We start from the raw sequence: 24751 nt of genomic DNA on the forward strand, positions 1-24751 counted from the left end.
TAGGGAATGGACGTCTCCTCCGCTTGCCTCGCGGAGCCTCTGTCAGCGCGGTGCGCGCGACAAGGAGTGGTGCGCCGCAAGGCCGGACCTCCCCCAGACCGCGCAGGCTATACGCACAGGAACTTGGCGAAAATCGCGTGATTGCGCAAGAATTGGGCGTTATTGAATCAACCATTCTTCGGCCGTTCGCGGTGCTCGCACCGGTCCGGCTTGAGGTCCAGAAGCGGAGTCCCGTCGACGCAATCAAGCCCCTGAACCACCAGCACCACGCCTTCGCGCCGGACCAGCCGGACCGAGGAAATGCCGATCGGATTGGGTCGCACCGGGGAGCGCAGCGCAAAGGTGCCACGGGTGGTGTTGCCATGGGGTGTCTGGGTCAGAAGGTCCCGTCGGGCACGGTCGAGCCAGTAGAGCACCTGGATACGCTCGGCCCTCTCGATGCCCTCGAGAGCGGGCTCCCATTGCGGGTCGAGTTCGATGCGGCACTCGGGGCCGTCGAGATCGCCCTGCCGCGGGCAATCGCGCCGGCTGGCAAAGGGCGTGCGGATTCGGCCGATGAAGCGAAGTTCTGCGTCCCGCGCTGGCGGCAACTCGAGCGCGGTCTCGCCGGGGCGGATCGCATCGCCGCTGGTCTGCCCGGTCTGATCGGCCCCGGTCTGATCGTCCCTGGTCTGATCGGCCCTGGTCTGGCTCATGGCGCGCGTCCTGTCCCTGCCCCTTTGGCAGACAAGCTAGCGCGCCCGTGCTCAGCCCGCCAGTTCCGTCTCCTGCGCCGTGTCATAGGCTGCAACCACCTCGCGCGCGCGGGCGGCCACCTCGTCGAGGCTGCGGCCCGGCTTGTAGAGCCAGGTGCCGATGCCGAAGCCGGTGACGCCCGCCGCCAGCCATTCGCCCATATTGCCGGCGCTGACGCCGCCCACCGCATAGGTTGCCGTGGCCTCGGGAAGCACCGCCTTCATCGCCTTCACCCCCTCGGGGCCGACCAGCGAGGCGGGGAAGAACTTCAGCCCGTCGGCGCCGGTGCGCAGCGCGGTGAAAGCCTCGGTCGGGGTCAGCACCCCGGGATAGCTGAGCATACCAGCCTTCTTGGTGGCCATAATCACCCGCTGGTTCATGTCGGGCGAGACCACCATGCGCGCGCCGATCTGCTGCAGGCGCAGCACCTCTTCGGGGGCAAGCACCGTGCCCGCGCCAATGATCGCGTCGGTGCCGAAGCCCTGCACCATCTTGGCGATGGAGTCGAAGGGGCGCGGCGAGTTCAGCGGCACCTCAATCTTGGTGATCCCGGCGCCGATCAGCGCCCCGGTGACGGCGGGGGCCTCCTCGGGGGTGAGGCCGCGCAGGATGGCGATGATCTCGCGGGTCATTCGGTCTTCTCCGTCTTGCGGGCTGCCTTCAGCCCCTCCAGCGTCATGCGTTCGGCGTCGGCGATCACCACCGGCACCGCCAGCGTCTCGAGCGCGCTGCGGTAGTGCGCCACCAGCTTCGAGGCGCCCAGAAGGGCGACGCTCTGGCCGAGCCAGTAGGGTTTCGCCGCCGAGAGCTCCATGCCGATGAGCAGGCCCGAGAGCCGCGCAGTAGCTTTTTCGGGCGGCAGCCCGTGCAGCAGCCCCTCTGCGCGCAGGGTGAAGAGCTCGGCGGCAAAAGCCGCGGGGCGGCCCATGGCCTGATCCACGCCCTCGGCGAAGCTCGCCTCGTCCCAGCCACCGCCAAGCCCGTGCCGCAGCACCGACTTCTGGCTCAGCAGCTCGAAGATCTCGCCAGTCATGAAACTGCGGAAGGAGACAATCTCGCCCGCGCTCACATGAACCCACTTGCTGTGCGTGCCGGGCAGGCAGATCACCCCGTCGAACCTCGGGTTGAGCGCAAGGAAGCCCGCGACCTGCGTCTCTTCGCCGCGCATCACGTTGGCGGGACGGTCCTGCGCCACGCCGGGCAGAATGCACACGTTCAGGCGCGGATCGCGCGTCGGCACGGTGATCGCCTCGGCGATGCCGGGCGGGGCGCAGGGGGTCTTGACGTAGGGCGCCTCGGCCCAGCCCTGCCGTGCCCCGGCCATGCCGCAGATGATCACCGGAGTTTCCGTGTCGAGATCGGACAGCAGCCCCAGCAGGGTCGGCTCGAAGTCCTCGGGGGAAAGACGGCCCATTCCGGCGTCGCTCTCGGCGCGGTCGAGCACCGTGCCATCCGCCGCCATGCGCCAAAGGCGCAGATTCGACGTGCCCCAGTCCACCGCGATCCAGTCAGCTTTGGCCATGCGCCCTCCGTGAATTGCAGCCTTGGTGTTAGCGCCCGGCCCTGCGGCGTGCAAGCGCGGGAGCCCGCAGAACCTGGCGACCCGCATGCTGCGGGGGTCCGCGGCTGCCCCGCCGGGCCATGTCCGCCCTGGGGGAAACCGCGGCAGCGCGCCTAGAGCCAGCCCCAGGCGCGGGCGACCTCCCACAGGAGGCGCAGGCTGAGCAGCCCCAGCGCTGCGCGCACCACCCCGAAGAAGAGCCGCTCGGGAAGCCAGCGCACCAGCCGTTGGCCGGACCAGGCGCCAAAAAGCGCCACGGGCGCGAGCAGCGCCACCCGCTGCAGGCTGTCCCAGGTCACCTGCCCGGCGACGATATAGGGCGGCAGCTTCATCCAATTGATGCAGGCGAAGACAATGGCCTGGGTGCCCACGTACGTCATCTTGGGCATCATCTGCGGCAGGGTATAGGCTTGGAACGGCGGGCCGCCGGCATGGGAGATATAGCTGGTGAAACCCGAAAGCGCGCCCCAGAAGAGCCCGCGCGGGACATCGGCGGGCCGGGCAGCGTGGTCCCGCACCAGCCATTTGCGCAGCGTGTCGCCAAGGTAGTAAAGCCCGACCAGAGCGACGATCAGCTTGCCGATCTCGGGCGGCACCCGCGAGATGCACAGGAAGGCCAGCAGGATGCCGACTGCGGCAGCGGGGATCAGAATCTTCAGGTTGCGGCGCGAGAAATTGCGGCGGAACAGCCAGATCGCATAGACATCCGACAGGATGTACATCGGCAAGAGCAGCCCGGCGGCCGCGGCGGGAGAGATGAAGAGCGTCAGCATGGGCACGCCGAGCATGGCGATCACCGGCATGCCGCCCTTGGAGGCCCCGACGCAGAAGGTCGCCAGCGCCGCCGCAATCCAGAACCCGCTTCCATCTTCCATGACGCACCCTCTCTTGCCGTGCCCCCTTCTGGAGAAAGGCGGAGGGAGGGAAAAGCGGAAACCGCCGTGGCAGCCGCAGATGCAGACAGGCGCCGCGGCGGCGGGCGACAAACCGGGCGGACCGCCCGCCTGCGTCAGGCGGCGCGGCTGTGGTTGCGGCTGAGCAGGGGCACGGTGAGCTCGAGGTCCTCCTGCAGGGGCCGGTTCGGAGGCAGCCCCGCAACCTCGAGCTCGGCATGATAGGCCTGCACCGCCTCGCGCGAGCTCACGCCCTCGCGCACCACGCGGCGCATGGCGCGCATCATCAGCACGGGATCCTCGCACTGAAAGTCCAGCCGGCTGAAGCTGGCGGTGCGCGCGCCGTAGCGCTCGCCCTGCGCCAGCCGCTCGAGGCAGTCGCGGGTGGTGCCCTCCTTGCAGCCGGTGAGGCCGACGATCACCCGCGTGGGGTCCCAGTTGGCCAGTTCCTCCATCATGCGGGGGCCGTGGTAGCCGACCTCGACGAAGAGTGGCCGCTCCTTGCTGGCGACGCCGGCGAGGCTGCGGGTCAGCACGTCGTTGAGATAAGCGCCATATTCCTCGGGGCCGGTGTCGACGGGGATGGGCGGATCGGCGACCCGCAGGAAGTGGCGCAGCCCCACCGAGGCGGCGATCTGGCGAAACTCGGCATAGGCGCGCAGAGTGGCGTGGTCGATGTCGATGTCGTTGTAGAAACTGAGCGCGTAGAGGCCGAGGTTCGCCACCGGGCGCACGTTTTCCAGCCGCGAGCTGCGGAACGGCACGGCGGGGACCTGCGCGTAGCGCCCGCCGCGCACCAGCCAGATGTCGGTATTGTCGGTCAGGCGTACGGCGGGGGTGACGTTGGAGCGGGCATAGATCCCCTCCTCGCTGAAGATCTCGGCGTTGGCCAGGGAACTGAGCACGATGTCGGCCAGATCGCTTTCTATGACCCGGCGCATGTCGGCGCGGTAGGCCGGGGCATTGCGCAGCCGGCCGCTTTCGTCCCGCCCGGCGGCGGAACAGCCGCGCACAAGGTCCGCATCCTTGCAGAAGGTCAGGATGAAATCGCGCGGCCCGTACCGCCCCTGCGCGATCTTCGCCAGTTTCTCATCGATCCGCCGCATCGCCTGTCCCCTTGGCGCCCCTCGCGGCAGCATGCGTCAAAGAGGTTGCGCAATCGTCAATGGCGGCGCGGGCCCAGGCTGCGTCTCGGCGGAGGGCTCAGACGGGCACCATGTCCACAAAATGCGTCGTCACATGGCTGCCCTCGGACCGCAGCGAGCCGCGGGTCGGGGCCACGTCGGAATAGTCGCGCCCGTAGGCGACGGTGACGTGATCGGCACCGGCGAACATGTCGTTGGTGGGATCGATCTCGACCCAGCCCAGTTCGACCCCGCACCAGGCGCGGACCCAGGCATGCATGGCATCGGCGCCCTCGAGCCGCGGCTGACCCTCCGGCGGCAGGGTCCGCAGGAAGCCCGAGACATAGCCCGCAGGGATGCCGAGGCTGCGCAGCGCGGTGATCATCACGTGGGAGATGTCCTGGCAGACGCCGCGGCGGGCGCGAAAGGCCTCGATCGCGGCGGTGGTGACCTCGGTGGCCTCGGGGTCGAAAGCGAACTCGCTGTGGAGCCGGTGGCTGATTGCCTCGATTGCCGCGCGCACCGACAGGGCGGAGCTCAGCGTGTCCCGCGCGAAGGCGGCGATCTCGGGCGCGGCGGGCAGCCGCGGCGAGGCACCAAGGAAGTGATGCGGGCTTTCAGGCCCGATGCTGCGCACCCCCGCAAGCTCCTGCGCCAACGCGCCGAGCCCGCCGGAGAGGTCGAGCCCGGCCACCGGCCGCGCCTTGCGCACCCGGCCCGAGAAAGCGAAGGCGATCTCGCTCAGCGGCATGTCATGCGCCATCTCGCAGGTCGGATTGCCGAAGAAATCCTTTCCCTCACGTCGCCAGCTCGGAGCGGGATCGGCGGTCACCGCCCCGGAGAGCAGCTGCTGCCCCTGCAGGGCGCGCGGCAGTATGCGCAGCAAGGTGCGGCTGGCCCCGGCCGGATGGGCGTATTCATAGGTGATCCGCAGCGAGATGTCGTAGAGCTGGGACATGGGCGGCTCCGGGGTCAGCTCAGGTAATGCGCGGTCAGCGCGTGGGAGATCGCCGCGAGGTCGGCGCGGAAGCCGCGCAGGCGGGCCGGGGTGATCTCTTCGGGGGCGGCCACGGCGAGCGCGGTGCGCAACAGCAGGATGCGCCGCCCGGCCTCGGGCAGGCCGCTGCTGCCCACCGGGCGCAGCCGCGCCTCCTCGGCCATCAGCACGTCGAGCTGGAAGAGCAACGAACGTGGGTTGCCCGCGTCGAGCGCCAAGAGGTCGATCACCGTCTCGCGCGAGGTTTCCACCGAGTAGCGGCGGCGGTGGGTCATGGCGCTGTCGCCGACCTCGACCGCCAGATCGAGCCCGCCCGTCGGGGTGGCCCTGTCGGTGAAGGCGGCAAGGAAGGCGGCCATCTGGTCGGCGCGCTCCAGCGCCCGCCCCACGGTGAGGAAGCGCCAGCCGAGGAAGCGGAACATGTTCTCGTGCACGAGGCCCGAGAAGCCGGCGATGCGGCGCAGCAGCAGGCTCATCGCACGGGCGGCGTCGTCGCCGGGATGGCAGCCCTCGGCGACCTCGTGGGCGGTGGTGGCAAGGTCCGAAAGCGCGTTCCAGCCGTCCGTGGAGAAACGGTCGCGCACCTTGGCCGCGCAACCGCGCGAGACGTCGAAGAGCTGCAGCAGCCCCCGCGGCACCGGCTCCTCGGACGGATCGAGACCGTATCCCGCCAGGAACCGCGCGAGGCTCTCCAGCAACGGAAGCGCGTCGGGGCCGTAGTCCTCGAGCCGCAGGTGGTAGGCGCGGATTTGCCGCACGCCGTTCTCGGCCCGCTCGACGTAGCGCCCGAGCCAATAGAGGTTGTCCGCCGCCCGCGCCGGCAGCAGACCCGGCTGGCGGCGCAGGAACGGCCCCGTGTCGCGCGGGGCGAGCGTCTCTCTGGCGACAGGCGCGTCCGAGGTGATCCAGACATCGGCCACCGAGCCGCCCGCCTGCATCGCCAGCGCTGTGGGATCGCCCGTGCGCCCGATGCGCGCGTAGCCGCCGGGCATCACCGTCCAGCCCTGCGGCGTGCGGGCGGCAAAGACCCGCACCACCATAGGGCGCGGCAGAAGCTGGTCGCCGACCATGGCGGGGGTGGTCGAGAGGGTCACCGCCTCCTGCCCCACCAGCGTCTCGCCCTCGCGCTCCAGCCAGTCCGAGACCGAGCCGTGCACGCTGCCACGGAACCGGCCGCCGAGCGCGGTGCCCGCATCGATGTCGAAGGGCAGCTTGGTCGATTGCGCCGGGCCGATCAGCATGCGGTGCAGGTTGTCGCGCACATAGGCACGCTCCGAGGGCTGGCCGCACCACCAGGTGGCGATGTTGGGCAGCTTCAGGGGCTCGCCGGTCAGCGCCTCACATATGCGCGGCAGGAAGGCCATGAGCGCCCGCGATTCCAGCGCCCCGGACCCGAGGCAGTTGACCATGGTGATCGCCCCCGCGCGCAGTGCCGAGACCATGCCGGGCGTGCCGAGGGCCGAGCTCTCGTCAAGTTCCAACGGATCGGCAAAGCGCGAGTCGAGCCGCCGCCAGAGCACCGAGACCGGCTGGTCCCCGGCCACGGTACGCACCTTGAGCTGGCCGCTCCGCACCGCCAGGTCCTCGCATTCCAGCAGCATGAAGCCGAGGTAGCGCGCGATATAGGCGTGCTCGTAGTAGGTGTCGGTGTGCTGGCCCGGGGTGAGGATTGCGACCCGGCTGCGGTCGTCGTCGCGCAGGCCGATCAGCGCGTCGCGGAAGCTGCGGAAGAAGCCCGCCAGCCGCTCGACGTTGGCCTTGGGGAAGAGGTCGTGGAACACCCGGCTCGTGGCCATCCGGTTCTCCAGCGCGAAGCCCGACCCGGAGGGGGCTTGCGTGCGGTCGCCCAGCACCAGCCACGAGCCGTCTGGCGAGCGACCGATTTCGAAGGCTAGAAAATGCAGGAAATGCCCCGAGCGTGGCTGCACGCCGACGATGGGGCGCAGCCACTCGGGGTTGCGCGCCACCAGGTCGGCGGGCAGGCACCCCTGCTTCACCAGATTGCCCGGCCCGTAGAGATCGGCCATCACCCGCTCGAGCAGCTCGGCGCGCTGCACGATGCCTTCCGAGAGCGTCGCCCATTCGCGGCCCGAGATCACCACCGGCACATGGCTCAGCGGCCAGCTGCGCTCGGTGGAGCCCTCGCCGGTGTGCTGGCGGAAGTAGACGCCGGTGTCGTGCAGGTACTGGTCGCCCCGGGCAAAGGCGCGGGCGCGGGTCTCGGCGCTCTGCGCCGCGAGGTGGCGGATCAGCGGCTGCCAGGCGGGGCGGAGACTGCCATCGGAGCGCAAGAGCTCGTCGGCCACGCCCGGCGGGGGGCTGTAGCCTTGGAGGAACTTGGCCACCATCTCCGGCGGCGGGCGTTTTGTCTCCGCCACCACGGCATCAGATCCCCGGCAGGCGGCGCAGGTCGAGCGTCATCGGGAACTCCGGATGCGGTGTCTCGGGCGCGGGCCAATAGCTGCCCGGGGTGTGCCCGAGTTTCTCGAAACGGGCAAGCCGGCGCGCGTCGGCCTCGTTGGTATTGACCGGGAAGGTGTCGTAATTGCGCCCACCCGGATGCGCCACATGATAGCGGCAGCCGCCCAGCGCGCGACCCGTCCAGGTGTCGAAGATGTCGAAGGTCAGCGGCGCGTTCACCGGCAGCGTCGGGTGCAGCGCCTCGGCGGGCTGCCAGGCTTTGAAGCGCACGCCGCCGACCCTGACGCCTGAAGCGCCGGTCTCGGCCATCGGCACGGCCCGACCGTTGCAGGCGACGATATAGCGCCCCGGCTCGGTGGCGGTGAGCTGCACCTGCATACGCTCGACCGAGCTGTCGGTGTAGCGCACGGTGCCGCCGATGGCGCCGCGCTCGCCGAGCACGTGCCAGGGCTCGAGCGCCTGCCGCAGCTCAAGGTGGACGCCGTCGTACTCGACCTCGCCGGCGAAGGGGAAGCGGAACTCGCGCTGCGCCTCGTACCACTCGGGGCGGAAGGCGAAACCGTGATCGCCAAGGTCGCGCAGCACGTCGAGGAAATCCTGCCAGACGAAATGCGGCAGCATGAACCGGTCGTGCAGCGTGGTGCCCCAGCGCGTGGGCTTGCCCTGGATCGGGGCCTTCCAGAAGCGCGCCAGCAGCGCCCGGATCAGCACCTGCTGGGCAAGGCTCATCTTGGCGTCGGGCGGCATCTCGAAGCCGCGGAACTCGACAAGGCCAAGCCGCCCGGTCGGCCCGTCGGGCGAGTAAAGCTTGTCGATGCAGATCTCGGCCCGGTGGGTGTTGCCGGTGACGTCGATCAGCATGTTGCGCAAGAGCCGGTCGGTGAGCCAGGGCAGCGGCGGCTCGCCCTGCCCCGGCGCCGGGAAATGCGCCAGCGCGATCTCCAGCTCGTAGAGGCTGTCGTGCCGTGCCTCGTCGATCCTTGGGGCCTGCGACGTCGGGCCGATGAAGAGCCCCGAGAAGAGATAGCTCAGCGAGGGATGCCGCAGCCAGTGCAGGATCATCGAGCGCATGAGGTCGGGGCGGCGCAGGAAGGGCGAGTCGTTCGGCGTCTCGCCGCCCACCACCACGTGGTTGCCGCCCCCGGTGCCGGTGTGCTTGCCGTCGATCATGAACTTGTCTGCCCCGAGGCGGCATTGCCGGGCTTCCTCGTAGACGCCATTGGTGATCGCCTTGCAGTCCTCCCAGCTGTGCGCGGGGTGCACGTTGACCTCGATCACCCCGGGATCGGGGGCGACGCGGATGACGTTGAGCCGGGCGTCATGCGGCGGGGTGTAGCCCTCGATATGGATCGGCAGGCCCAACTCCTCGGCGGTGGTCTCAGCGGCGGCGAGCAGGTCGAGGTAATCCTCCAGCGCTTCCACCGGGGGCATGAAGAGGCAGAGCCGCCCATCGCGCGGCTCGATGGCGATGGCGGTGCGCACCGCGCCCCCCGCAGGATCGACGCCCTGCTCCATGATGCGCTGCCGCCGCCCGACGTCGCGCGCTTCGCTCACCGGCTGGTCGTGGCCCGGGGTGACCTCGGGCAGCGACGCGGCGGACTCGCGCTCTTCCTCGGCGATGCGCTCCAGCTCCTCCATCAGCCGCGCGCGGCGCTCCTGTTGCTGCGCGTGGAAATCCGGAAGCTCGGTCAGCGGTATGCTGGGGTCAGCGGGATAGACATAGGGATAGGCCGACGGCGGCACGAAGGGCAGCGCGCCGAGTGGCAGGCGGAAGCCCACAGGACTGTCGCCGGGGATCAGGAAGAGATGCCCGCGCCGAGTCTTCCAGTGCTCCGAGCGCCACTTCGGCCCGCTCGCCTTGGACTGCCAGCGCTGCAGCGGCAAGATGAAGCCCGCCGCCTCGTCGAGCCCGCGGGTGAACACCCGGGCGATGCGGGCGCGGGTCTCGGGATCCTTGAGCTTTGAATCCTCCGGCGTCACGTTCATCGGCAGGTCGGCTTCCTTGAGAATCCACTCCGCCGGATCCTCGAAGGCGGGATGCACGTAATCGCCGCTGAGCCCGAGGGTTTCGGCGAACCGGGTCATGAAGCTGTCGGCCTGCGCGGCGTCGGCGCCCTTGGCGGTCTCCTTCGCCACAAGGTCGGGGTTTTTCCACACCGGCTTGCCGTCGCGCCGCCAGTAGAGCGAGAAGGTCCAGCGCGGCAGCGTCTCGCCGGGGTACCACTTGCCCTGCCCGTAGTGCAGGAAGCCGCCCGGCGCGAAGCGCGTCCGCAAGCGGCGGATCAGCTGGTCGGCAAGCGCGCGCTTCTGCGGGCCGACGGCGGCGGTGTTCCACTCGGCGCTCTCGAAATCGTCGATCGACACGAAGGTGGGCTCGCCGCCCATGGTCAGCCGCATGTCCTGCGCCGCGATCTCGGCGTCGACCTTGTGACCGAGCGCATCCAGCGCCTCCCACGCCTCGTCGGAGAAAGGCTTGGTGATGCGCGGGTGCTCCGCCACACGCGTCACCTGCATGTCGAAGTCGAAGTCGGTCTGCGTGTCCGGCGGCGCGGCATAGCCCCCGACGATGGGCGCGGCGTTGCGGTAGTGCGGCGTGGCAGCGAGCGGGATGTGGCTTTCGCCGGTCAGCAGCCCCGAGGTCGGGTCGAGCCCGATCCAGCCGGCGCCGGGGATGTAGACCTCGCACCAGGCGTGCAGGTCGGTGAAGTCGTGATCGGTGCCCGCCGGCCCGTCGAGCGAGACGAGGTCGGGCTTGAGCTGGATGAGATAGCCCGACACGAAGCGCGCCGCGAAGCCGAGGTGGCGCAGGATCTGCACCAGCAGCCACGAGGTGTCGCGGCACGAGCCCTTCGCCAGATGCAAGGTCTCCTCAGGGGTCTGCACCCCGGGCTCCATGCGGACGATATAGCCGATGTCCTTCTGCAGCCGGGCGTTCAGTCCGACGAGGTAGTCGACCGTGCGCGGCGCGCGCTTCTCGATCGTGTCGAGATAAGCCTGCAGCCGCGGCCCGGCCGGCTCGGGGGTGCGGTAGATCGACAGGTCCTCGGCGAAGTCCTGCGAATACTCGAAAGGAAAGGCCTCGGCGCTCTCATCCACGAAGAAATCGAACGGGTTGTAGACCGTCATGTCGGCAACGAGATCGACCTCGATCTTGAACTCGGTCACCGGTTCGGGAAAGACGAAGCGCGCCAGCCAGTTGCCATAGGGATCCTGCTGGTGATTGACGAAGTGCCCCTCGGGCGAGACCCTCAGCGAATGCGAGATCACCCGGGTGCGCGAATGCGGCGCAGGCCTCAGCCGGATGATCTGCGGCCCGAGCGACACCGGGCGGTCGTACTTGTAATGCGTCAGGTGATAGATACTTGCCGTGATCGCCATTCATCAGGTCCGGGACTGGGGGAAATCTCTCACACCTGAGCGACTTGGCCTGCGCTTGTAAAGCCTTGCGTGACCTCGCGGCAGCACGCGTTGCCGCGCCGCCCGTTCCGCAGGCGGCACGGTGACCCGCTTCAGTTCACCGGCATGACGAAGACCTCGCGCACATTCGCGCGCGGATCGGCCTCGAGCGCGAAGATCACCGAGCGCGCGATGTCTTCGGGTTTGAGCTTGTCCGGCTTGGCCTCGTCGAAAAAGGGCGTATCCACCATGCCCGGCGCGATTACCGTGACCCGAGCACCCCATTCGCGGAATTCTTCGGCGAGGTTGTCGCCGTAGCCGTGCACGAACCACTTCGAGGCGCCGTAGAGCGAGCCCTTGATCGTCGTCCGCCCCGCCGCCGAGCCAGTCATTAGAAGATGACCGCGGTTCTTCACGAAATAGGCAGAGGCCGCCTTGGCGGTCCAGAGCACCCCCAGGATGTTGAGCCGCACGAGCGCCTCCCATTCCTCGGGATCGCCCTTGCGGGTGCCCGATTGCGAAAGGCCCGTACCGGCATTGGCAAAGGCGGCGTTCACATCGCCGAAGTGCCCGGCCAGCTTCGCCATCGCCGCCTCCTGCTCTTGCAGCGAGGTCGCATCCCCCGGCAGCGCCAGCGCGTGCGCACCAAGCTCCTTTTCCAGCTCGGCGATCTTGTCCTCGGAGCGGGCGAAGAGCCCGACGTTCCAGCCGTGTTCGACCGCGGCGCGGGCGGTCTGTGCGCCGATGCCCGAGGAGGCACCGGTGATGAAGAGGGTCTTGCGATTCATGCTTAATCCTCCCGAAGGAAATTGCCGTGAAACTCGAAGCGCCGGCTTCCCGGCGCGGCTCCACTCAAAGGTAGGGCGCGACGTGCCGCCGCCCATGCGGCTGCGCCTCGATGCAAACCGATCGGACCTCACGCGGCGGAAATGGAACGATTTTCGACGCACCGGCGTTTTCTTGCCGACCGTACCTGCTGACCAGTAACGGAGACTCTTGATGAAACGCCTTGCACTGCTCACTGCCGCCGCCACCTGCACCGCCGTCGCCGCCTATGCCGCGACCGAGGTGCTGAACCCTGGCGCCGCAACGGTCATCGAAATCGAGGTCGCGCCGCACGAGTTGGCACAGTGCCGCGAGACGCTGCAACAGATCGGCTCCATGCCCGCCGTGACGGACGATGGCTCGCCCCTGCTTTTCCAGTCGTCCGAGGACCTGCCGCAGGTGCGCTGCGTGGCCACCACGGTCTGAGGCCACGGTCTGCAGCGTGGGGCGCTGGCACTCCCGCGCCCCGCTTGCTACGCCTTGGGCTCCCGATCCGAAAGCGAGGCGCCCACGCCAATGCAGACGCTCTTCACCGTTGAGACCCGAGGCCCCGGCCTCTACGAGGTCACCCGTGACGTCAGCCGATGGGTCGGCGGGACCGGCAAAGGCGACGGTCTTCTCACGCTGTTCATCCGCCACACTTCGGCCTCGCTGCTCATTCAGGAGAATGCGGATCCGGAGGTGCGCAGCGATCTCACCGAGTTCTTCCACAGGCTGGTGCCACCCAGCAGCGATCCTTCCATGCGCTATCTCACGCACACCTACGAAGGCCCGGACGATATGCCCGCCCACATCAAGGCCGCGCTGCTGCCGGTCTCGCTGTCCATTCCTGTCACCGGTGGAAAGCTGTCACTCGGCACCTGGCAGGGCATCTATCTTTTCGAACACCGCAGCGCGCCGCACCGGCGCGAGATTTTGGCCCATCTCTGCGCGTGAAGGGCGGGCAAGGCCGTTTTCATAGCGCTTTATACCCGTCCCGCAGGTTTTCAACGCCCTTCATCTTGCGGGGTGATTTGACCTCTACCCAATTTCTGGGCGCTCCCCTATAGTGGCTGTGGATAAATGAGGGATAACCTCATGCCCACGTTGGAACGAAGTGATTGGGGGAAGGCATGCGCTGCCCGTTTTGTGGAAATATCGACACCCAGGTCAAGGATTCACGCCCGGCAGAGGACCATGTCTCGATCCGTCGCCGGCGTTTCTGCCCCGCCTGCGGCGGCCGGTTCACCACCTACGAGCGGGTCCAGCTGCGCGACCTCGTGGTGATCAAGACCAGCGGCAGGCGCGAGGATTTCGACCGTGACAAGCTCGAGCGCTCGATCCGCATCGCGCTGCAGAAACGCCCGATCGACCCGGAGCGCGTGGACCAGATGATCTCGGGGATCGTGCGGCGTCTTGAAAGCCTCGGCGAGACCGATATCCAGTCGAAGCAGATCGGCGAGATCGTCATGGAGACGCTCGCCCGGATCGACACGGTGGCCTACGTGCGCTTTGCGAGCGTTTACAAAAACTTCCAGGCGGCCGACGATTTCGACAAGTTCGTGAGCGAGCTGCGCCCGGGCACCCACACCGAGAAGTGAGCCTGCGCCGGCAAAAAGGGAGCATGTCCGCGTGACCGACGATGCCCGCCACATGGCCCACGCCCTGCGCCTCGGGCGCCGGGGCATGGGCAAGTGCTGGCCGAACCCCGCCGTCGGCTGCGTGCTGGTCAAGGACGGCCGGATTGTCGGCCGCGGCTGGACCCGGCCCGGCGGTCGCCCGCATGCCGAGGCCGTGGCGCTGGCCGATGCCGGCCCGCGCGCCCGCGGCGCCACCGCCTATGTCACGCTCGAGCCCTGCGCCCACACCGGCAAGACCCCGCCCTGCGCCACCGCGCTGATCAAGGCGGGCGTCGCGCGGGTGGTGGCCCCCATCGCCGACAGCGATCCGCGCGTCTCGGGCCAGGGCTTCGAGATGCTGCGCAAGGCGGGCATCGAGGTGGCCACCGGCGTGCTTGCCGAAGAGGCGACGCACGACCACGCGGGTTTTTTCCTCAAGACCGAGGAGGGCCGCCCCTGGGTGACGCTGAAGCTGGCGAGCAGCTTCGACGGGCGCATCGCCACCGCCACCGGCGAGAGCCAATGGATCACCGGCCCCGAGGCGCGCCGCACCGTGCACGGGCTGCGGGCGGCGCATGACGCGGTGATGGTCGGCGCGGGCACCGCGCGCGCGGATGATCCCGAGCTCACCGTGCGCGGCTGGGGCGAGGTGCACCAGCCGATACGGGTGATCGCCTCGCGGCTGATCGACGTGCCGCTGATGAGCCGGCTCGCCTCGACCGCGCGCGAGGTGCCGGTGTGGATCGTGCATGGCTCCGACGCCGCCGCCGAGACCCGCCGGGCCTGGAAGAGCTGCGGCGCGACCCTGATCCAGAGCCGCGTCACCGCGGGGCGCCTCGATCCCGGGGCGCTGCTCTCGGCACTTGGCGCGCAGGGGTTGACGCGGGTGTTCTGCGAGGGCGGCGGTCAGCTCGCCGCCTCCTTGCTCGCCGCCGATCTCGTCGACGAGCTGGTCGGCTTCACCGCCGGCCTTGCGCTCGGCGCCGAGGGGCGGCCCGGCGTCGGCGCCATGGGGGTCGACACCCTGAGCGAGGCGCCGCGCTTCCGGCTGGTGGAGACCCGCGCGCTCGGCAACGACGTGATGCACCGCTGGCTGCGCTAGGCGCGGCCCGGGTGCGGCCCAGGCATGGCAAGGGGCGCGGCAGCGCCACGCCCCTCCCCCGACAGATCAAAGGCCCTTGGCCTTGTAGCTCTTGGCCACCCGGTCGATCGCGACGATGAACCCGGCGGTGCGCAGGTCGGTGACGTCGTCGCGCCCGTGCCAGATCTCGCGCATCGACTGGTAGGCGGTGCGCATCGTGTCATCGAGCCCAGACCGCACCAGCTCCAGCTCGTCCGCGCCGCGCAGGTAACGCGCCTTGAACGCCGGATCGAGGGTCCAGGCGTCACCCATGGCGATGTCGAGCCGTTCGAGCTCGTCCACCACCAACTGGTGCCGCGACTCTTCCTGGCGCCGCTGCATCCGCCCGAAGCGGATGTGGCTCAGGTTCTTCACCCACTCGAAGTACGACACGGTGACGCCCCCGGCGTTCGCGAACAGATCGGGGATGACGACCGTGCCACGGCTGCGCAGGATGTCGTCGGCGCCCGCGGTGATCGGCCCGTTTGCGGCCTCGATGATCAGGTTAGCCTGCACCCTGTGGACATTGGTGAGGTTGATCACCCCCTCGAGCGCGGCAGGAATGAGAATGTCGCAGTCCTCGGTCAGCACCGCGCCGCCATCGCGGGTGTGGATGGCGTCGGGGTAATCAACCAACCCGCCGTGGCGGGTCATCCAATCCTTCACCGCTTCGACATCGAGCCCCTTGGGATCGTAGAGCGCGCCGTCACGCTCGATGATCCCGGTGATGATCGCCCCATCCTCTTCGGACAGGAAACGCGCGGCGTGATAGCCCACGTTGCCAAGACCCTGCACGATCACCCGCTTTCCCGCGAGTCCGCCCGAAAGCGCGGCCTTGGCCACGTCCTCGGGGTGGCGGAAGAACTCGCGCAGGGCGTATTGCACGCCGCGCCCCGTCGCCTCGACCCGTCCGGAAATGCCGCCGGCGTTGAGCGGCTTGCCGGTCACGCAGGCGCGCGCGTTGATGTCGGTGGTGTTCATCCGTGCGTATTGATCGGCGATCCAGGCCATCTCGCGCTCGCCGGTGCCCATGTCGGGCGCGGGCACGTTCTGGCTGGGATGGATCAGGTCGCGCTTGCACAGCTCGTAAGCGAAGCGCCGGGTGATCAGTTCGAGCTCGTGCTCCTCGTATTGCGTGGGGTCGATCCGCAGACCGCCCTTGGACCCGCCGAAAGGCGCCTCGACCAGGGCGCATTTGTAGGTCATCAGCGCGGCCAGCGCCTCGACCTCGTCCTGGTTCACCGCCGCAGCGTAGCGGATGCCCCCCTTGACCGGCTCCATGTGCTCCGAGTGCACCGAGCGGTAACCGGTGAAGGTCTCGATCTTGCCGCGCAGGCGCACCCCGAAGCGCACGGTGTAGGTCGCGTTGCAGACACGGATCTTCTCTTCCAGTCCCGGCGGCAGGTCCATCAGCGCCACGGCGCGGTTGAACATCAGATCGACGCTCTGGCGGAATGTCGGCTCGTTGGATGGTAAGACGTTCATTGGATCTCCTCCTGGCCAAACGCACGCTTGCCGGTCCGCGCCGAAGCGCGGAGTGCCGTCTGCTGCCGCGGTGCCGGACAGTCCGGAGGAGCAAGAGACGGCGGCACTCCATTACTGACCGAAAACCTGTCGCGGCGAAACCGTTTGCTAACCGATGGGCAACGTATTGTTCTGACTCCGGAACCTGCCCCTCGAAAGCCCCCGGTATTGTCCCTGACCGCGAGCCGTAGGTCCCAATTTCGCCGTGAAATGAGCCGCATTTTAGCCATCAAGCGTTCCGATAGTTCCCCTCGTAGTGTGGTGAGTCTTGAAGGCCTTGCGTTAGCAATGGTCGAGAAAAGGGTATCTTATATCATGGAAAAGCAGACTGCTTGCTGGCGCGTACTTCGCGCCCGGAGCAGGGTTTCGCTGATGGCGCGGATGCGCGGCAGCGATGCCTTTCTCCGTGACGAAGAGGGCAGCATGTCCTACTTCGCGCTTGTGTCCTCGTTAGTGATGATGGCGTTTGGCGGAATTGGTGTGGACATGGTGTTCACCGAGCTCAATCGCACCAAGGTACAGAACACGCTGGACCGCGCGGTGCTGGCCGCCGCGGACCTCGATCAAATTCTCGACCCCGAGGACGTCGTTGCCGACTACATGGCAAAGATGGGCCTTGGCGATGCGCTGGTCTCCTCCGATGTGGACGAGGGCCTCAACTACCGGATCGTCACCGCCGACGGCTTCGTCGAGGCGCCGTCGAACTTCATCGGCCTGCTGGGCATCGACACGACCACGGCCTCGGGGCACGCCCAGGCCACGGAACGGTTCAACAAGGTCGAAGTTTCGCTGGTCGTCGATATTTCCGGCTCGATGGTCAACAACAACAAGATGGAAAACCTCAAGGCCGCCGCGAGCGACTTCGTCGACACTCTTCTGTCGGATGGAAGCGACGATCTGGTGTCGATCTCGCTGGTGCCCTATTCCGAGCAGGTCAACGCTGGCCCCGAGATCCTGAGCTACCTGCCGGTGAACTGGAAGCACGGTTTCTCGCATTGCCTCGAGATGCCCAATTCGGTCTTCGGCTCGACCGAGCTCGACACCTCGATCCGCTATGACCAGATGCAGCATTTCCAGTGGAACTACGACGGCAGGAACACGCTGACCGACACGGTCTGCCCGCGCTACGACTACGAGCGGATCACCCCGTTCAGCCAGGATGCGACGGCGCTCAAGCGGCAGATCGGAAAGCTGACGCCGCGCGCCGGCACCTCGATCTTCCTCGGGATGAAATGGGGCGCGGCGCTGCTCGATCCCTCGAGCCGCAATATCGCCAGCGGGCTGATTGCCGATGGCGAGGTGGACTCGGTCTTCGAGGGTCGTCCGGTGGATTACGGCGACGAGGACGTGCTGAAGACGGTTGTCCTGATGACCGACGGGCAGCACGACAAGTCGTTCCGCATCCGCGATGCATATTACAACTCGGAATCCGAGTACGTGCAGTGGAGCAAGACCAACCTCTGGTACTGGCTGAACCGCAACGTCTACGAATGGCAGCGCGGCAACTTCTATTACCAGAAGTATGACGCCAGGACGGGCGACACGCTGCTGGACAACATTTGCACCGCCGCCAAGGACAAGGGCATCATCATCTGGTCCATCGGCTTCGAGGTCGCAGACCACGGCGCGGACGTGATGGAAAGCTGCGCCTCCTCGCCCTCGCACTTCTTCCGCGTCGAGGGGACGGAGATCAGCGAAGCCTTCTCGACCATCGCACACACCCTCAACCAGCTGAGGTTGACCCAATGATCGGCTCCTTGAAATCCGCCCTGCGGCGTTTCGGCCGTGACGAGAACGGCTCGGCAGTCATCCCCTTCGCGCTTTGGACGCCGGTCTTCGTCGGCCTGCTCATTGCCAGCGTCGAATCGGGCTTTGCCACCATGCGCCAGACCGCCCTGGACCGCGCGCTCGACGAGACGGTGCGCGAGGTCAAGCTCGGGACCGGCACGCTCTACACGGCCGACTCGCTCAAGGAAATGATCTGCGACCGCGCGCCCATCCTCGGAAGCTGCGTCGAGACCTTGCAGCTCGAAATGGTCGGCCTCGACATGCGCAACTGGGTGGCGCCCGCGGCCTCACCGGATTGCGTTGACACCAACCTGACGGTCACGCCGATGCGCAGCTTCGTCCACGGCGGTCAGCATGAGACCATGCTGCTGCGCGCCTGCTTCAAATACCGCCCGATCTCGCCCGGCGGAGCGCTGGCCTCGTCGATGCACAAGGACGACGAGGGCTACACCGCGTTGGTGGCCACCTCGGCCTTCGTCCACGAACCGCTGTGAGGAGTGAGGACATGATGACCCTGAAGAGATCCCTCGCTTCGCGCCTGACCCGCTTTGCCCGCGACACCGAGGGCAACGTGACGATGGAAGCGATGATCACCCTGCCCATCCTGGTGGTGATCTTCTCAGCCTGCTGGGTGTATTTCGACGTCTTTCGCGAGACCTCGGTGAACCAGAAGGCCAACTACGTCATCGGGGATGCGCTCTCGCGCGAAACCGACGAGATCGACGACACCTATATCGACAACGCCTACAAGCTGCTGAAACTGTTCACCCGAACCGGCAACGCGGTCTACGGAGAGGACCGCGAAAACGCCGGCTTCGCCGAGGGCGACCTCTATAAGGCCGACCTTCGGATCACCGTGGTCAGCTATTCGGAGAAAAAGGACAACTACTCGGTCGAATGGTCCGTCGTGCGCGGCGATCCAGCGCCGCTGACCAACGGCGACCTCAGCGGGATGCGCAACCGGCTGCCGATCCTGGCCGATGCCGCGCAGGTGATCCTGGTGGAGACCTGGGACGACTACTACCCGCTGTTCCGCGTCGGTCTCTCCGCCTTCCCGATCAAGGCCTACAGCTTCACCCAGCCGCGCTATGCGCCGCAACTTCTCTACAACAACAAGAGCGGCAACAACGGCTGGGGCAACGGCGATCAGGACGCCTCGGGCAACTCGCTGTGCAACAACAACGCCGAGAACGCCACCGACTGCGACAACACCGACGGCAGCTACAACAACGAGGCTGGCTGGGACAGCTGATCCCCCCACACCCATCACCCTACGCAAAAGGCCGCAGCATCGCTGCGGCCTTTCTGCTTTTCGCGGTGCCCCTGGATCACATCTCCGGCGGCAGTTCGCCCTCGCGGCGCATCACCAGCACCGAGATGATGTCGGCCATCGGCTTGGTGTCGCGCGCGGCGGTCACCCCGCCCACGGCAACCCGCCGACCGGTGCGCCACCAAAGCCCCGGATACCACGCGCGCTTGCCCGGTGCCTTCAGCGTCAGGGCAAAGCCGTTCGAGGGTTTGAGCGCAAAGGCGCCGCGGTCCACCTTCACCACGTCGGCGATGCGCGCGATCACCGCGCCCGAGCTGTCGCTCAGCGCGTCGTCGGTGAGCAGCAGCTCGCGCGAGGTCACGCGCCACATCATCTGCGCGACCCAGAGCGCCGCCACGCCGAGCACGATCAGGAACACCAGCCAGAGCGGGTTCGCCGGCGGCTGCATCACCGCCAGCCAGAGCAGCAGCAGGCCGAGCCCGCCCATAGTGCCGACGCCGATCACCCGCCGCGGCCCGGTGGCCGAGGCGCGCGCCAGGATCTTGTCGTCCATCTTGTCTTGCATGGGTCCTCCCCCTGCCCCGGATCAGTCGCGGCGCGGATCGCGCGGATAGACCCCAAGGATTTCAAGGTATTCGGTGAAGTAGTCGAGTTCCTCCAGCGCCCGCTTGACCGCCGGGTCCTCGGGATGGCCCTCGATGTCGGCATAGAACTGCGTCGCGGTGAACGAGCCGCCGACCATGTAGCTTTCCAGCTTGGTCATGTTGACGCCATTGGTGGCGAAACCGCCCATCGCCTTGTAGAGCGCGGCGGGAATGTTGCGCACCTGGAACACGAAGGTGGTCATCATGCCGTGATCGCCGCGGCGCTCGTGATTCGCCTCGGGCGACATGACGAGGAAGCGGGTGGTGTTGTTGCCCTGGTCCTCGATGTGCCGCGCCAGCACGTCGAGGCCGTAGATTTCTCCCGCCAGTTCCGAGGCTAGCGCCGCGATCTCGGGCTTGCCCATCTCGGCCACCTGCCGCGCCGAGCCCGCCGTGTCGGCGCCGGTCAGCCGCGCGATGCCATGCTCGGACAGGAACTTCCGGCACTGGCCCAGCAGCACGGTATGGGTCATCGCCTTTTCGATCTTCTCGAGCGGCACCCCCGGCAGCGCCAGCAGGTTGATGTGCACCCGCACGAAGGCCTCGTCAACGATGTGCAGCCCCGAGTGCGGCAGCAGCGAGTGGATGTCCGCGACCCGCCCGTAGGTAGAGTTCTCGACCGGCAGCATGGCCAGATCCGCCTCACCGCTCTTCACCGCCTCGATCGTGTCCTCGAAGGTGCGGCACGGCAGTGCCTCCATGTCGGGACGGGCGTCTCGGCAGGCTTGGTGCGAATAGGCGCCAAGCTCTCCCTGGAAGGCAATGCGGTTGGTCATTTCAGTCTCGCGTCGTTTTGGAAACACTTGCAGCTTGTGGGCATTTGGTCGCGGCTAGTATACCTTGCCAGACGCCAAGGGAAGCCGTAGACCACTGATCGACGGTTATCTTTCGACGCCCGACCTGGGGAGGACACGCGACATATGTTTGATACCATGACCTTGACGAAAGTGGTGGGCGGCGTCTGCGGCGCCTTTCTGATCTACCTTCTGGGAAGCTGGGTCGGCGAAAGCCTCTACCACGTCGGCGGCAGCCATGGCGAGGAAACGGCCTCCTACGTGATCGAGGTCGCCGATGCCGGCGGCGGCGCCGAGGAAGAGACGGTCGACTTCGCCACGCTCATGGCCTCGGCCGATGCCGGCCAGGGCGAGAAGGTCTTCGGCAAGTGCCGTGCCTGCCACAAGATTGACGGCACCAACGCCACCGGCCCGCATCTCGACGGTGTCGTCGGGCGCGACATCGACGCCGTGGACGGCTTCTCCTACTCCGGCGCGCTCGAGCAGGTCGGCGATGTCTGGACCCCCGAGAACCTCTTCCACTTCCTCGAGAACCCCAAGGGTGTGGCGCCCGGAACCGCGATGTCCTTCGCCGGCCTGAAAAAGCCCGAGGACCGCGTGAACCTGATCGCCTACCTGGACTCGCTGGGCGGCTGATCCGCGGATCCGCCGGATCGCTCCGGCAGCATGTTTGCAAAGGCCACGGCCCCGCGCCGTGGCCTTTTTCTGTGTGCTGCGGACGGATTGGCGCTCCACCAACGGCCGCTGCGCGCCTCTTCCCTGAAAAATGGAACGCCCAAGCCGAGCCGCGACGCGACGCGACGCGAGCGGGATCGCCCGCGCGCGCAGGCGCCCTCGCGCCGAAATCGCGGGCGCTCACGCAAACTCCAGCAAGTTCGGCTTGAATGTCGTCGCGACCGGCCCTTAGCTTACATCAAACGGCAGAGCTCAAGCCGACAACCAGAGGGGAGACCACATGATCCGGACGACGCGCCCTGCCGCGGCCGCCACTCGCAGCCTCGATCCGATTGCCTTTCGCCCTCTTCTCGGCGCGCTGACCGCGCTGGGGATCGCCCTCGCCGCCCAGGCCGGCTGGGCCCAGGACTCCAGCCCTGCCGCCAGCCCCGCCGTCACCGAACCTGCCACCGACACCGCCGAGGCGACGGATCAAAAGATCATCACCGCGCACGGCTATTCCTATTTCGGCGAGCTCGACTACCCTGCCGACTACGACCATTTCGATTTTGCCAACCCCGACGCGCCAAAGGGGGGCGAGATCGTGCTCGGCGCCTCCGGCACCTTCGACAGCATGAACCCCTATTCGCGCAAGGGCCGCGCCGGGGCGCTGACCACCCTGCAATACGATAGCCTGATCGAGAGCACCGAGGATTCCGTTGGCCAATATTACGGCGTGCTCGCCGAGAGCCTCGAATACCCCGAGGACAAATCCTGGGTGATCTTCCACATCCGCCCCGAGGCGACCTTCTGGGACGGCACGCCGGTCACCGCCGAGGACGTCGTCTATTCGCACAAGCTTTTTGTCACGCAAGGCCTTCCCTCCTATGCCGCCGCCGTGGGCGAGATGGTGACCGGCGCAGAAGCGCTCGACGAACGCACCGTGAAGTTCACCTTCAACACCGAGCTCACCAAGCGCTCGCGCATCGAGACCGTGGGCGCCACGCCGGTGTTCAAAAAGGCCTGGTTCGAGGAAGACCCCGAGAAGCGCCGCCTCGACGAGCCGCGCATGGAGGTGGCGGTCGGCTCTGGCCCCTACAAGCTCGACAGCTACGAGGTGAACCGCCGCATCGTCTACAAGCTGCGCGACGACTATTGGGGCCGCGACATCCCCTTCAACAAGGGACGGCACAACTACGGCACCATCCGGGTCGAGTATTTCTCTGACCAGACGGCGTCCTTCGAGGCGTTCAAAGCGGGCGAGTACACCTTCCGGGTCGAGAGCGACCCCAAGCTCTGGGCCACCTCCTACGACTTCCCGCGCATCCAGCAGGGCACGGTGAAAAAGGAAGAGATCACCGACGGCAGCCCGCCCAACCCCACCGGCTTCGTCTTCAACCTCGCCAAGCCGCAGCTCAAGGACAAGCGCGTGCGCGAGGCAATCGCCCTGGCCTTCAACTTCGAGTGGAGCAACGAGAGCCTGCGCTACGGGCTTTACAGCCCGCGCAGCTCCTTCGTCGAGGGCACCCCGATCGAGGCCAAGGGCCTGCCCGAGGGGGCAGAGCTGGACTTCCTCAAATCGCTGGGCGACGTGGTTACCGAAGGGATCTACACCACCGACGTCTGGACCATGCACGAGAGCAATCCCGAGGATCTGATCAGCCGCGGCACACGGCGCCAGGCAGGCGGGCTGCTGCAGGAGGCGGGCTGGAGCGTGGGCGACGACGGGCTGGCGCGCAATGACGCCGGCGAGACACTCAAGCTGCACATGATCATTCCCAGCAACATCGAAGCGAGCATCGAGTCGATGCACGAAACCTACGTGCAGAACCTGCGCGCCATCGGGATCGATGCCAGCTACGAAAAGGTCGATCCCTCGCAGTTCACGCTGCGGCAGCGCGAGCGCGACTACGACATGATCTACTCGAGCCGCTATGGCGCCTTCCTGTCCACGGGGGGCGGGCTCAGCCAGATGTACGGCTCGCGCGAAGCCGAATTCTCGCTCTTCAACCCCGCCGGGCTCGCCAGCCCGCTCGTCGACGCGATCATCGCCGCCAGTTTCGAGGCCACCAGCCAGGCGGAAACCGACGTCGCGCTGATGGCGCTCGACCGCGCGCTGCGCTACGAGTTCTTCATCGTCCCCGACGGCTATATCGCAGACTACTGGGTCGCCTATTACGACATGTACGAACACCCCGAGACCATCCCGCCCTACGATCTTGGCTACCTCAGCCTTTGGTGGGTGAACCCCGACAAGGAGAAGGCCCTCAAAGAGGCCGGCGTGCTGAAATAATATGGGAGCCTACATTCTCCGCAGACTGCTGCTCATCATCCCCACGCTCCTGGGGATCATGATCATCAACTTCGCGCTGGTGCAGTTCGTGCCCGGCGGTCCCATCGAACAGATCATCGCCCAGATCGAGGGCCAGGGAGACGTCTTCGGAGGCTTCTCCGGCGGTGGCGGCGCTGCGCCCGGTGCCGGAATGGACACTGTCGGCGCGGGCATGGGCGGCGGCGGCAACGAGAAATACGTCGGCGCCCGCGGGTTGCCGCCGGAATTCATCGAGAGCCTCGAGAAGGAGTTCGGCTTCGACAAGCCCCCCCTCGAGCGTTTCTTCGGGATGATGTGGAACTACATGCGGCTCGACTTCGGCGAGAGCTACTTCCGCTCGATCTCGGTGATCGACCTGGTGCTGGAAAAGATGCCGGTGTCGATCTCGCTCGGGCTCTGGTCGACGATCATCGCCTATATCGTCTCGATCCCGCTCGGCATTCGCAAGGCCGTCAAGGACGGCAGCAGCTTCGACACATGGACGTCGGGCGTGATCATCGTCGCCTATGCCATCCCGGGCTTTCTCTTCGCCATACTGCTGCTGGTGCTCTTCGCCGGTGGCTCGTTCTGGCAGATCTTCCCGCTGCGTGGCCTCACCTCGGACAACTGGGAGGCGCTGAGTTGGCCGATGAAGATCGCCGATTACTTCTGGCACATCGCGCTGCCGGTGATCGCCTCGACGATCTCGGCCTTTGCCACGCTGACGCTGCTGACCAAGAACTCCTTCCTCGACGAGATCAAGAAGCACTACGTGATGACCGCCCGCGCCAAGGGCCTGAGCGAGAGCAAGGTCCTCTATGGACACGTCTTCCGCAATGCCATGCTGATCGTCATCGCCGGCTTCCCGGCGGTGTTCATCGGGGTCTTCTTCTCGGGCTCGCTGATCATCGAGACCATCTTCTCGCTCGACGGTCTCGGGCGGCTCGGTTTCGAGGCGGCGGTGGCGCGCGACTACCCGGTGATCTTCGGCACGCTTTTCATCTTCGGCCTCATCGGCCTTGTCGTCGGGATCATCTCGGACATGATGTACGTTCTGGTCGATCCGCGCATCGACTTCGAGAAGCGGGAGGGCTGA

General features: G+C 67.1%; 22 protein-coding genes. 10 read left to right on the top strand and 12 right to left on the bottom strand.

The features are described from left to right. Positions 1-167 precede the first annotated feature (167 nt). The 9 genes from tsaA to CEW88_RS10420 all read right to left on the bottom strand — a co-directional run bounded on the left by tsaA (position 168) and on the right by CEW88_RS10420 (position 11915). Positions 168-695, bottom strand: coding sequence for a tRNA (N6-threonylcarbamoyladenosine(37)-N6)-methyltransferase TrmO (gene tsaA / locus CEW88_RS10380; RefSeq protein ID WP_108966548.1), 528 nt, complete (start codon positions 693-695; stop codon positions 168-170). A gap of 51 nt (positions 696-746) precedes the next feature. Continuing rightward, a complete protein-coding gene (locus CEW88_RS10385) occupies positions 747-1367 on the bottom strand; it encodes a 2-dehydro-3-deoxy-6-phosphogalactonate aldolase (RefSeq protein ID WP_108966550.1) in 621 nt (206 codons plus the stop codon). Next, the gene (locus tag CEW88_RS10390; protein WP_108966552.1) at positions 1364-2257 is read right to left on the bottom strand and encodes a 2-dehydro-3-deoxygalactonokinase; all 894 of its coding nucleotides are present in this window, start codon (positions 2255-2257) and stop codon (positions 1364-1366) included. The genes CEW88_RS10385 and CEW88_RS10390 overlap by 4 nt, the downstream gene beginning before the upstream one ends. 152 nt (positions 2258-2409) lie before the next feature. Beyond that, complete coding sequence (locus tag CEW88_RS10395; RefSeq protein WP_108966554.1) at positions 2410-3171, bottom strand: sulfite exporter TauE/SafE family protein; 762 nt, start codon at positions 3169-3171, stop codon at positions 2410-2412. 134 nt (positions 3172-3305) lie between these two features. Beyond that, entirely contained in the window at positions 3306-4295 is a 990-nt protein-coding gene (locus CEW88_RS10400) for a hypothetical protein (RefSeq protein WP_108966556.1), read from the bottom strand. A gap of 97 nt (positions 4296-4392) precedes the next feature. Next, positions 4393-5271 (bottom strand): transglutaminase family protein, encoded by an 879-nt coding sequence (locus CEW88_RS10405; RefSeq protein WP_108966558.1) that lies wholly within the window; start codon positions 5269-5271, stop codon positions 4393-4395. 14 nt (positions 5272-5285) lie between these two features. After that, positions 5286-7658, bottom strand: a complete 2373-nt coding sequence (locus CEW88_RS10410) for a circularly permuted type 2 ATP-grasp protein (RefSeq protein WP_108966559.1) — start codon at positions 7656-7658, stop codon at positions 5286-5288. A gap of 37 nt (positions 7659-7695) precedes the next feature. Further along, the gene (locus CEW88_RS10415) at positions 7696-11109 is read right to left on the bottom strand and encodes a DUF2126 domain-containing protein (protein WP_108966561.1); all 3414 of its coding nucleotides are present in this window, start codon (positions 11107-11109) and stop codon (positions 7696-7698) included. A 131-nt stretch (positions 11110-11240) separates the two neighbouring features. Beyond that, positions 11241-11915, bottom strand: coding sequence for an SDR family oxidoreductase (locus CEW88_RS10420; RefSeq protein WP_108966563.1), 675 nt, complete (start codon positions 11913-11915; stop codon positions 11241-11243). 211 nt (positions 11916-12126) lie between these two features. Between CEW88_RS10420 and CEW88_RS10425 the strand changes: the two genes are divergently transcribed. The 4 genes from CEW88_RS10425 to ribD all read left to right on the top strand — a co-directional run bounded on the left by CEW88_RS10425 (position 12127) and on the right by ribD (position 14652). Next, complete coding sequence (locus CEW88_RS10425; protein ID WP_108966565.1) at positions 12127-12378, top strand: hypothetical protein; 252 nt, start codon at positions 12127-12129, stop codon at positions 12376-12378. A 90-nt stretch (positions 12379-12468) separates the two neighbouring features. Then, positions 12469-12888 (top strand): secondary thiamine-phosphate synthase enzyme YjbQ, encoded by a 420-nt coding sequence (locus CEW88_RS10430; protein ID WP_108966567.1) that lies wholly within the window; start codon positions 12469-12471, stop codon positions 12886-12888. Positions 12889-13064: 176 nt separating this feature from the next. Then, positions 13065-13532, top strand: a complete 468-nt coding sequence (gene nrdR / locus CEW88_RS10435) for a transcriptional regulator NrdR (protein WP_108966569.1) — start codon at positions 13065-13067, stop codon at positions 13530-13532. A gap of 31 nt (positions 13533-13563) precedes the next feature. Beyond that, complete coding sequence (gene ribD, locus CEW88_RS10440; RefSeq protein ID WP_368074592.1) at positions 13564-14652, top strand: bifunctional diaminohydroxyphosphoribosylaminopyrimidine deaminase/5-amino-6-(5-phosphoribosylamino)uracil reductase RibD; 1089 nt, start codon at positions 13564-13566, stop codon at positions 14650-14652. 66 nt (positions 14653-14718) lie between these two features. On the opposite strand, the gene CEW88_RS10445 is transcribed toward ribD, so the two are convergent. Beyond that, entirely contained in the window at positions 14719-16155 is a 1437-nt protein-coding gene (locus CEW88_RS10445; RefSeq protein WP_108966571.1) for a Glu/Leu/Phe/Val family dehydrogenase, read from the bottom strand. 462 nt (positions 16156-16617) lie between these two features. Here CEW88_RS10445 and CEW88_RS10450 point away from each other — a divergent pair, with 462 nt between their 5' ends. Genes CEW88_RS10450 through CEW88_RS10460 form a run of 3 tightly spaced genes read left to right on the top strand, consistent with a single transcriptional unit; the run spans position 16618 to position 19234 of the window. Beyond that, positions 16618-17943, top strand: a complete 1326-nt coding sequence (locus CEW88_RS10450) for a pilus assembly protein TadG-related protein (protein WP_254694388.1) — start codon at positions 16618-16620, stop codon at positions 17941-17943. Further along, positions 17940-18476, top strand: a complete 537-nt coding sequence (locus tag CEW88_RS10455; protein ID WP_108966575.1) for a TadE/TadG family type IV pilus assembly protein — start codon at positions 17940-17942, stop codon at positions 18474-18476. Before CEW88_RS10450 ends, CEW88_RS10455 begins: the two co-directional genes overlap by 4 nt. Before the next feature lie 11 nt (positions 18477-18487). Next, the gene (locus tag CEW88_RS10460) at positions 18488-19234 is read left to right on the top strand and encodes a TadE/TadG family type IV pilus assembly protein (RefSeq protein ID WP_254694389.1); all 747 of its coding nucleotides are present in this window, start codon (positions 18488-18490) and stop codon (positions 19232-19234) included. Positions 19235-19310: 76 nt separating this feature from the next. On the opposite strand, the gene CEW88_RS10465 is transcribed toward CEW88_RS10460, so the two are convergent. After that, positions 19311-19817 carry a hypothetical protein gene (locus tag CEW88_RS10465; RefSeq protein WP_235940391.1) on the bottom strand — a complete coding sequence of 169 codons (507 nt, stop codon included), beginning with the start codon at positions 19815-19817 and terminating at the stop codon, positions 19311-19313. Positions 19818-19838: 21 nt separating this feature from the next. Beyond that, positions 19839-20672: a prephenate dehydratase gene (locus tag CEW88_RS10470; protein WP_108966577.1), complete on the bottom strand. Its 834-nt coding sequence runs from the start codon at positions 20670-20672 to the stop codon at positions 19839-19841. A gap of 144 nt (positions 20673-20816) precedes the next feature. Here CEW88_RS10470 and CEW88_RS10475 point away from each other — a divergent pair, with 144 nt between their 5' ends. The 3 genes from CEW88_RS10475 to CEW88_RS10485 all read left to right on the top strand — a co-directional run bounded on the left by CEW88_RS10475 (position 20817) and on the right by CEW88_RS10485 (position 24751). Further along, on the top strand, positions 20817-21326 hold the full coding sequence (locus CEW88_RS10475; RefSeq protein ID WP_108966579.1) for a c-type cytochrome: 510 nt from the start codon (positions 20817-20819) through the stop codon (positions 21324-21326). Between the two features lie 319 nt (positions 21327-21645). Continuing rightward, on the top strand, positions 21646-23637 hold the full coding sequence (locus CEW88_RS10480) for an extracellular solute-binding protein (protein WP_108966581.1): 1992 nt from the start codon (positions 21646-21648) through the stop codon (positions 23635-23637). Position 23638: 1 nt separating this feature from the next. After that, a complete protein-coding gene (locus tag CEW88_RS10485; protein ID WP_108966583.1) occupies positions 23639-24751 on the top strand; it encodes a microcin C ABC transporter permease YejB in 1113 nt (370 codons plus the stop codon).

This window comes from Alloyangia pacifica, from assembly GCF_003111685.1.
Classification (GTDB): domain Bacteria; phylum Pseudomonadota; class Alphaproteobacteria; order Rhodobacterales; family Rhodobacteraceae; genus Salipiger; species Salipiger pacificus_A.

Excerpts from the sequence above, each read along its gene's own strand:
- CEW88_RS10410 (WP_108966559.1), bottom strand. The coding sequence starts at position 7,658 with ATGGTGGCCAAGTTCCTCCAAGGCTACAGCCCCCCGCCGGGCGTGGCC.
- CEW88_RS10415 (WP_108966561.1), bottom strand. The coding sequence starts at position 11,109 with ATGGCGATCACGGCAAGTATCTATCACCTGACGCATTACAAGTACGAC.
- tsaA (WP_108966548.1), bottom strand. The coding sequence starts at position 695 with ATGAGCCAGACCAGGGCCGATCAGACCAGGGACGATCAGACCGGGGCC.
- CEW88_RS10425 (WP_108966565.1), top strand. The coding sequence starts at position 12,127 with ATGAAACGCCTTGCACTGCTCACTGCCGCCGCCACCTGCACCGCCGTC.
- nrdR (WP_108966569.1), top strand. The coding sequence starts at position 13,065 with ATGCGCTGCCCGTTTTGTGGAAATATCGACACCCAGGTCAAGGATTCA.
- CEW88_RS10460 (WP_254694389.1), top strand. The coding sequence starts at position 18,488 with ATGATGACCCTGAAGAGATCCCTCGCTTCGCGCCTGACCCGCTTTGCC.
- CEW88_RS10395 (WP_108966554.1), bottom strand. The coding sequence starts at position 3,171 with ATGGAAGATGGAAGCGGGTTCTGGATTGCGGCGGCGCTGGCGACCTTC.
- CEW88_RS10480 (WP_108966581.1), top strand. The coding sequence starts at position 21,646 with ATGATCCGGACGACGCGCCCTGCCGCGGCCGCCACTCGCAGCCTCGAT.
- CEW88_RS10450 (WP_254694388.1), top strand. The coding sequence starts at position 16,618 with ATGTCCTACTTCGCGCTTGTGTCCTCGTTAGTGATGATGGCGTTTGGC.
- CEW88_RS10405 (WP_108966558.1), bottom strand. The coding sequence starts at position 5,271 with ATGTCCCAGCTCTACGACATCTCGCTGCGGATCACCTATGAATACGCC.
- CEW88_RS10420 (WP_108966563.1), bottom strand. The coding sequence starts at position 11,915 with ATGAATCGCAAGACCCTCTTCATCACCGGTGCCTCCTCGGGCATCGGC.
- CEW88_RS10430 (WP_108966567.1), top strand. The coding sequence starts at position 12,469 with ATGCAGACGCTCTTCACCGTTGAGACCCGAGGCCCCGGCCTCTACGAG.
- CEW88_RS10470 (WP_108966577.1), bottom strand. The coding sequence starts at position 20,672 with ATGACCAACCGCATTGCCTTCCAGGGAGAGCTTGGCGCCTATTCGCAC.
- CEW88_RS10400 (WP_108966556.1), bottom strand. The coding sequence starts at position 4,295 with ATGCGGCGGATCGATGAGAAACTGGCGAAGATCGCGCAGGGGCGGTAC.
- CEW88_RS10445 (WP_108966571.1), bottom strand. The coding sequence starts at position 16,155 with ATGAACGTCTTACCATCCAACGAGCCGACATTCCGCCAGAGCGTCGAT.
- CEW88_RS10455 (WP_108966575.1), top strand. The coding sequence starts at position 17,940 with ATGATCGGCTCCTTGAAATCCGCCCTGCGGCGTTTCGGCCGTGACGAG.
- CEW88_RS10390 (WP_108966552.1), bottom strand. The coding sequence starts at position 2,257 with ATGGCCAAAGCTGACTGGATCGCGGTGGACTGGGGCACGTCGAATCTG.
- CEW88_RS10485 (WP_108966583.1), top strand. The coding sequence starts at position 23,639 with ATGGGAGCCTACATTCTCCGCAGACTGCTGCTCATCATCCCCACGCTC.
- CEW88_RS10465 (WP_235940391.1), bottom strand. The coding sequence starts at position 19,817 with ATGCAAGACAAGATGGACGACAAGATCCTGGCGCGCGCCTCGGCCACC.
- CEW88_RS10385 (WP_108966550.1), bottom strand. The coding sequence starts at position 1,367 with ATGACCCGCGAGATCATCGCCATCCTGCGCGGCCTCACCCCCGAGGAG.
- CEW88_RS10475 (WP_108966579.1), top strand. The coding sequence starts at position 20,817 with ATGTTTGATACCATGACCTTGACGAAAGTGGTGGGCGGCGTCTGCGGC.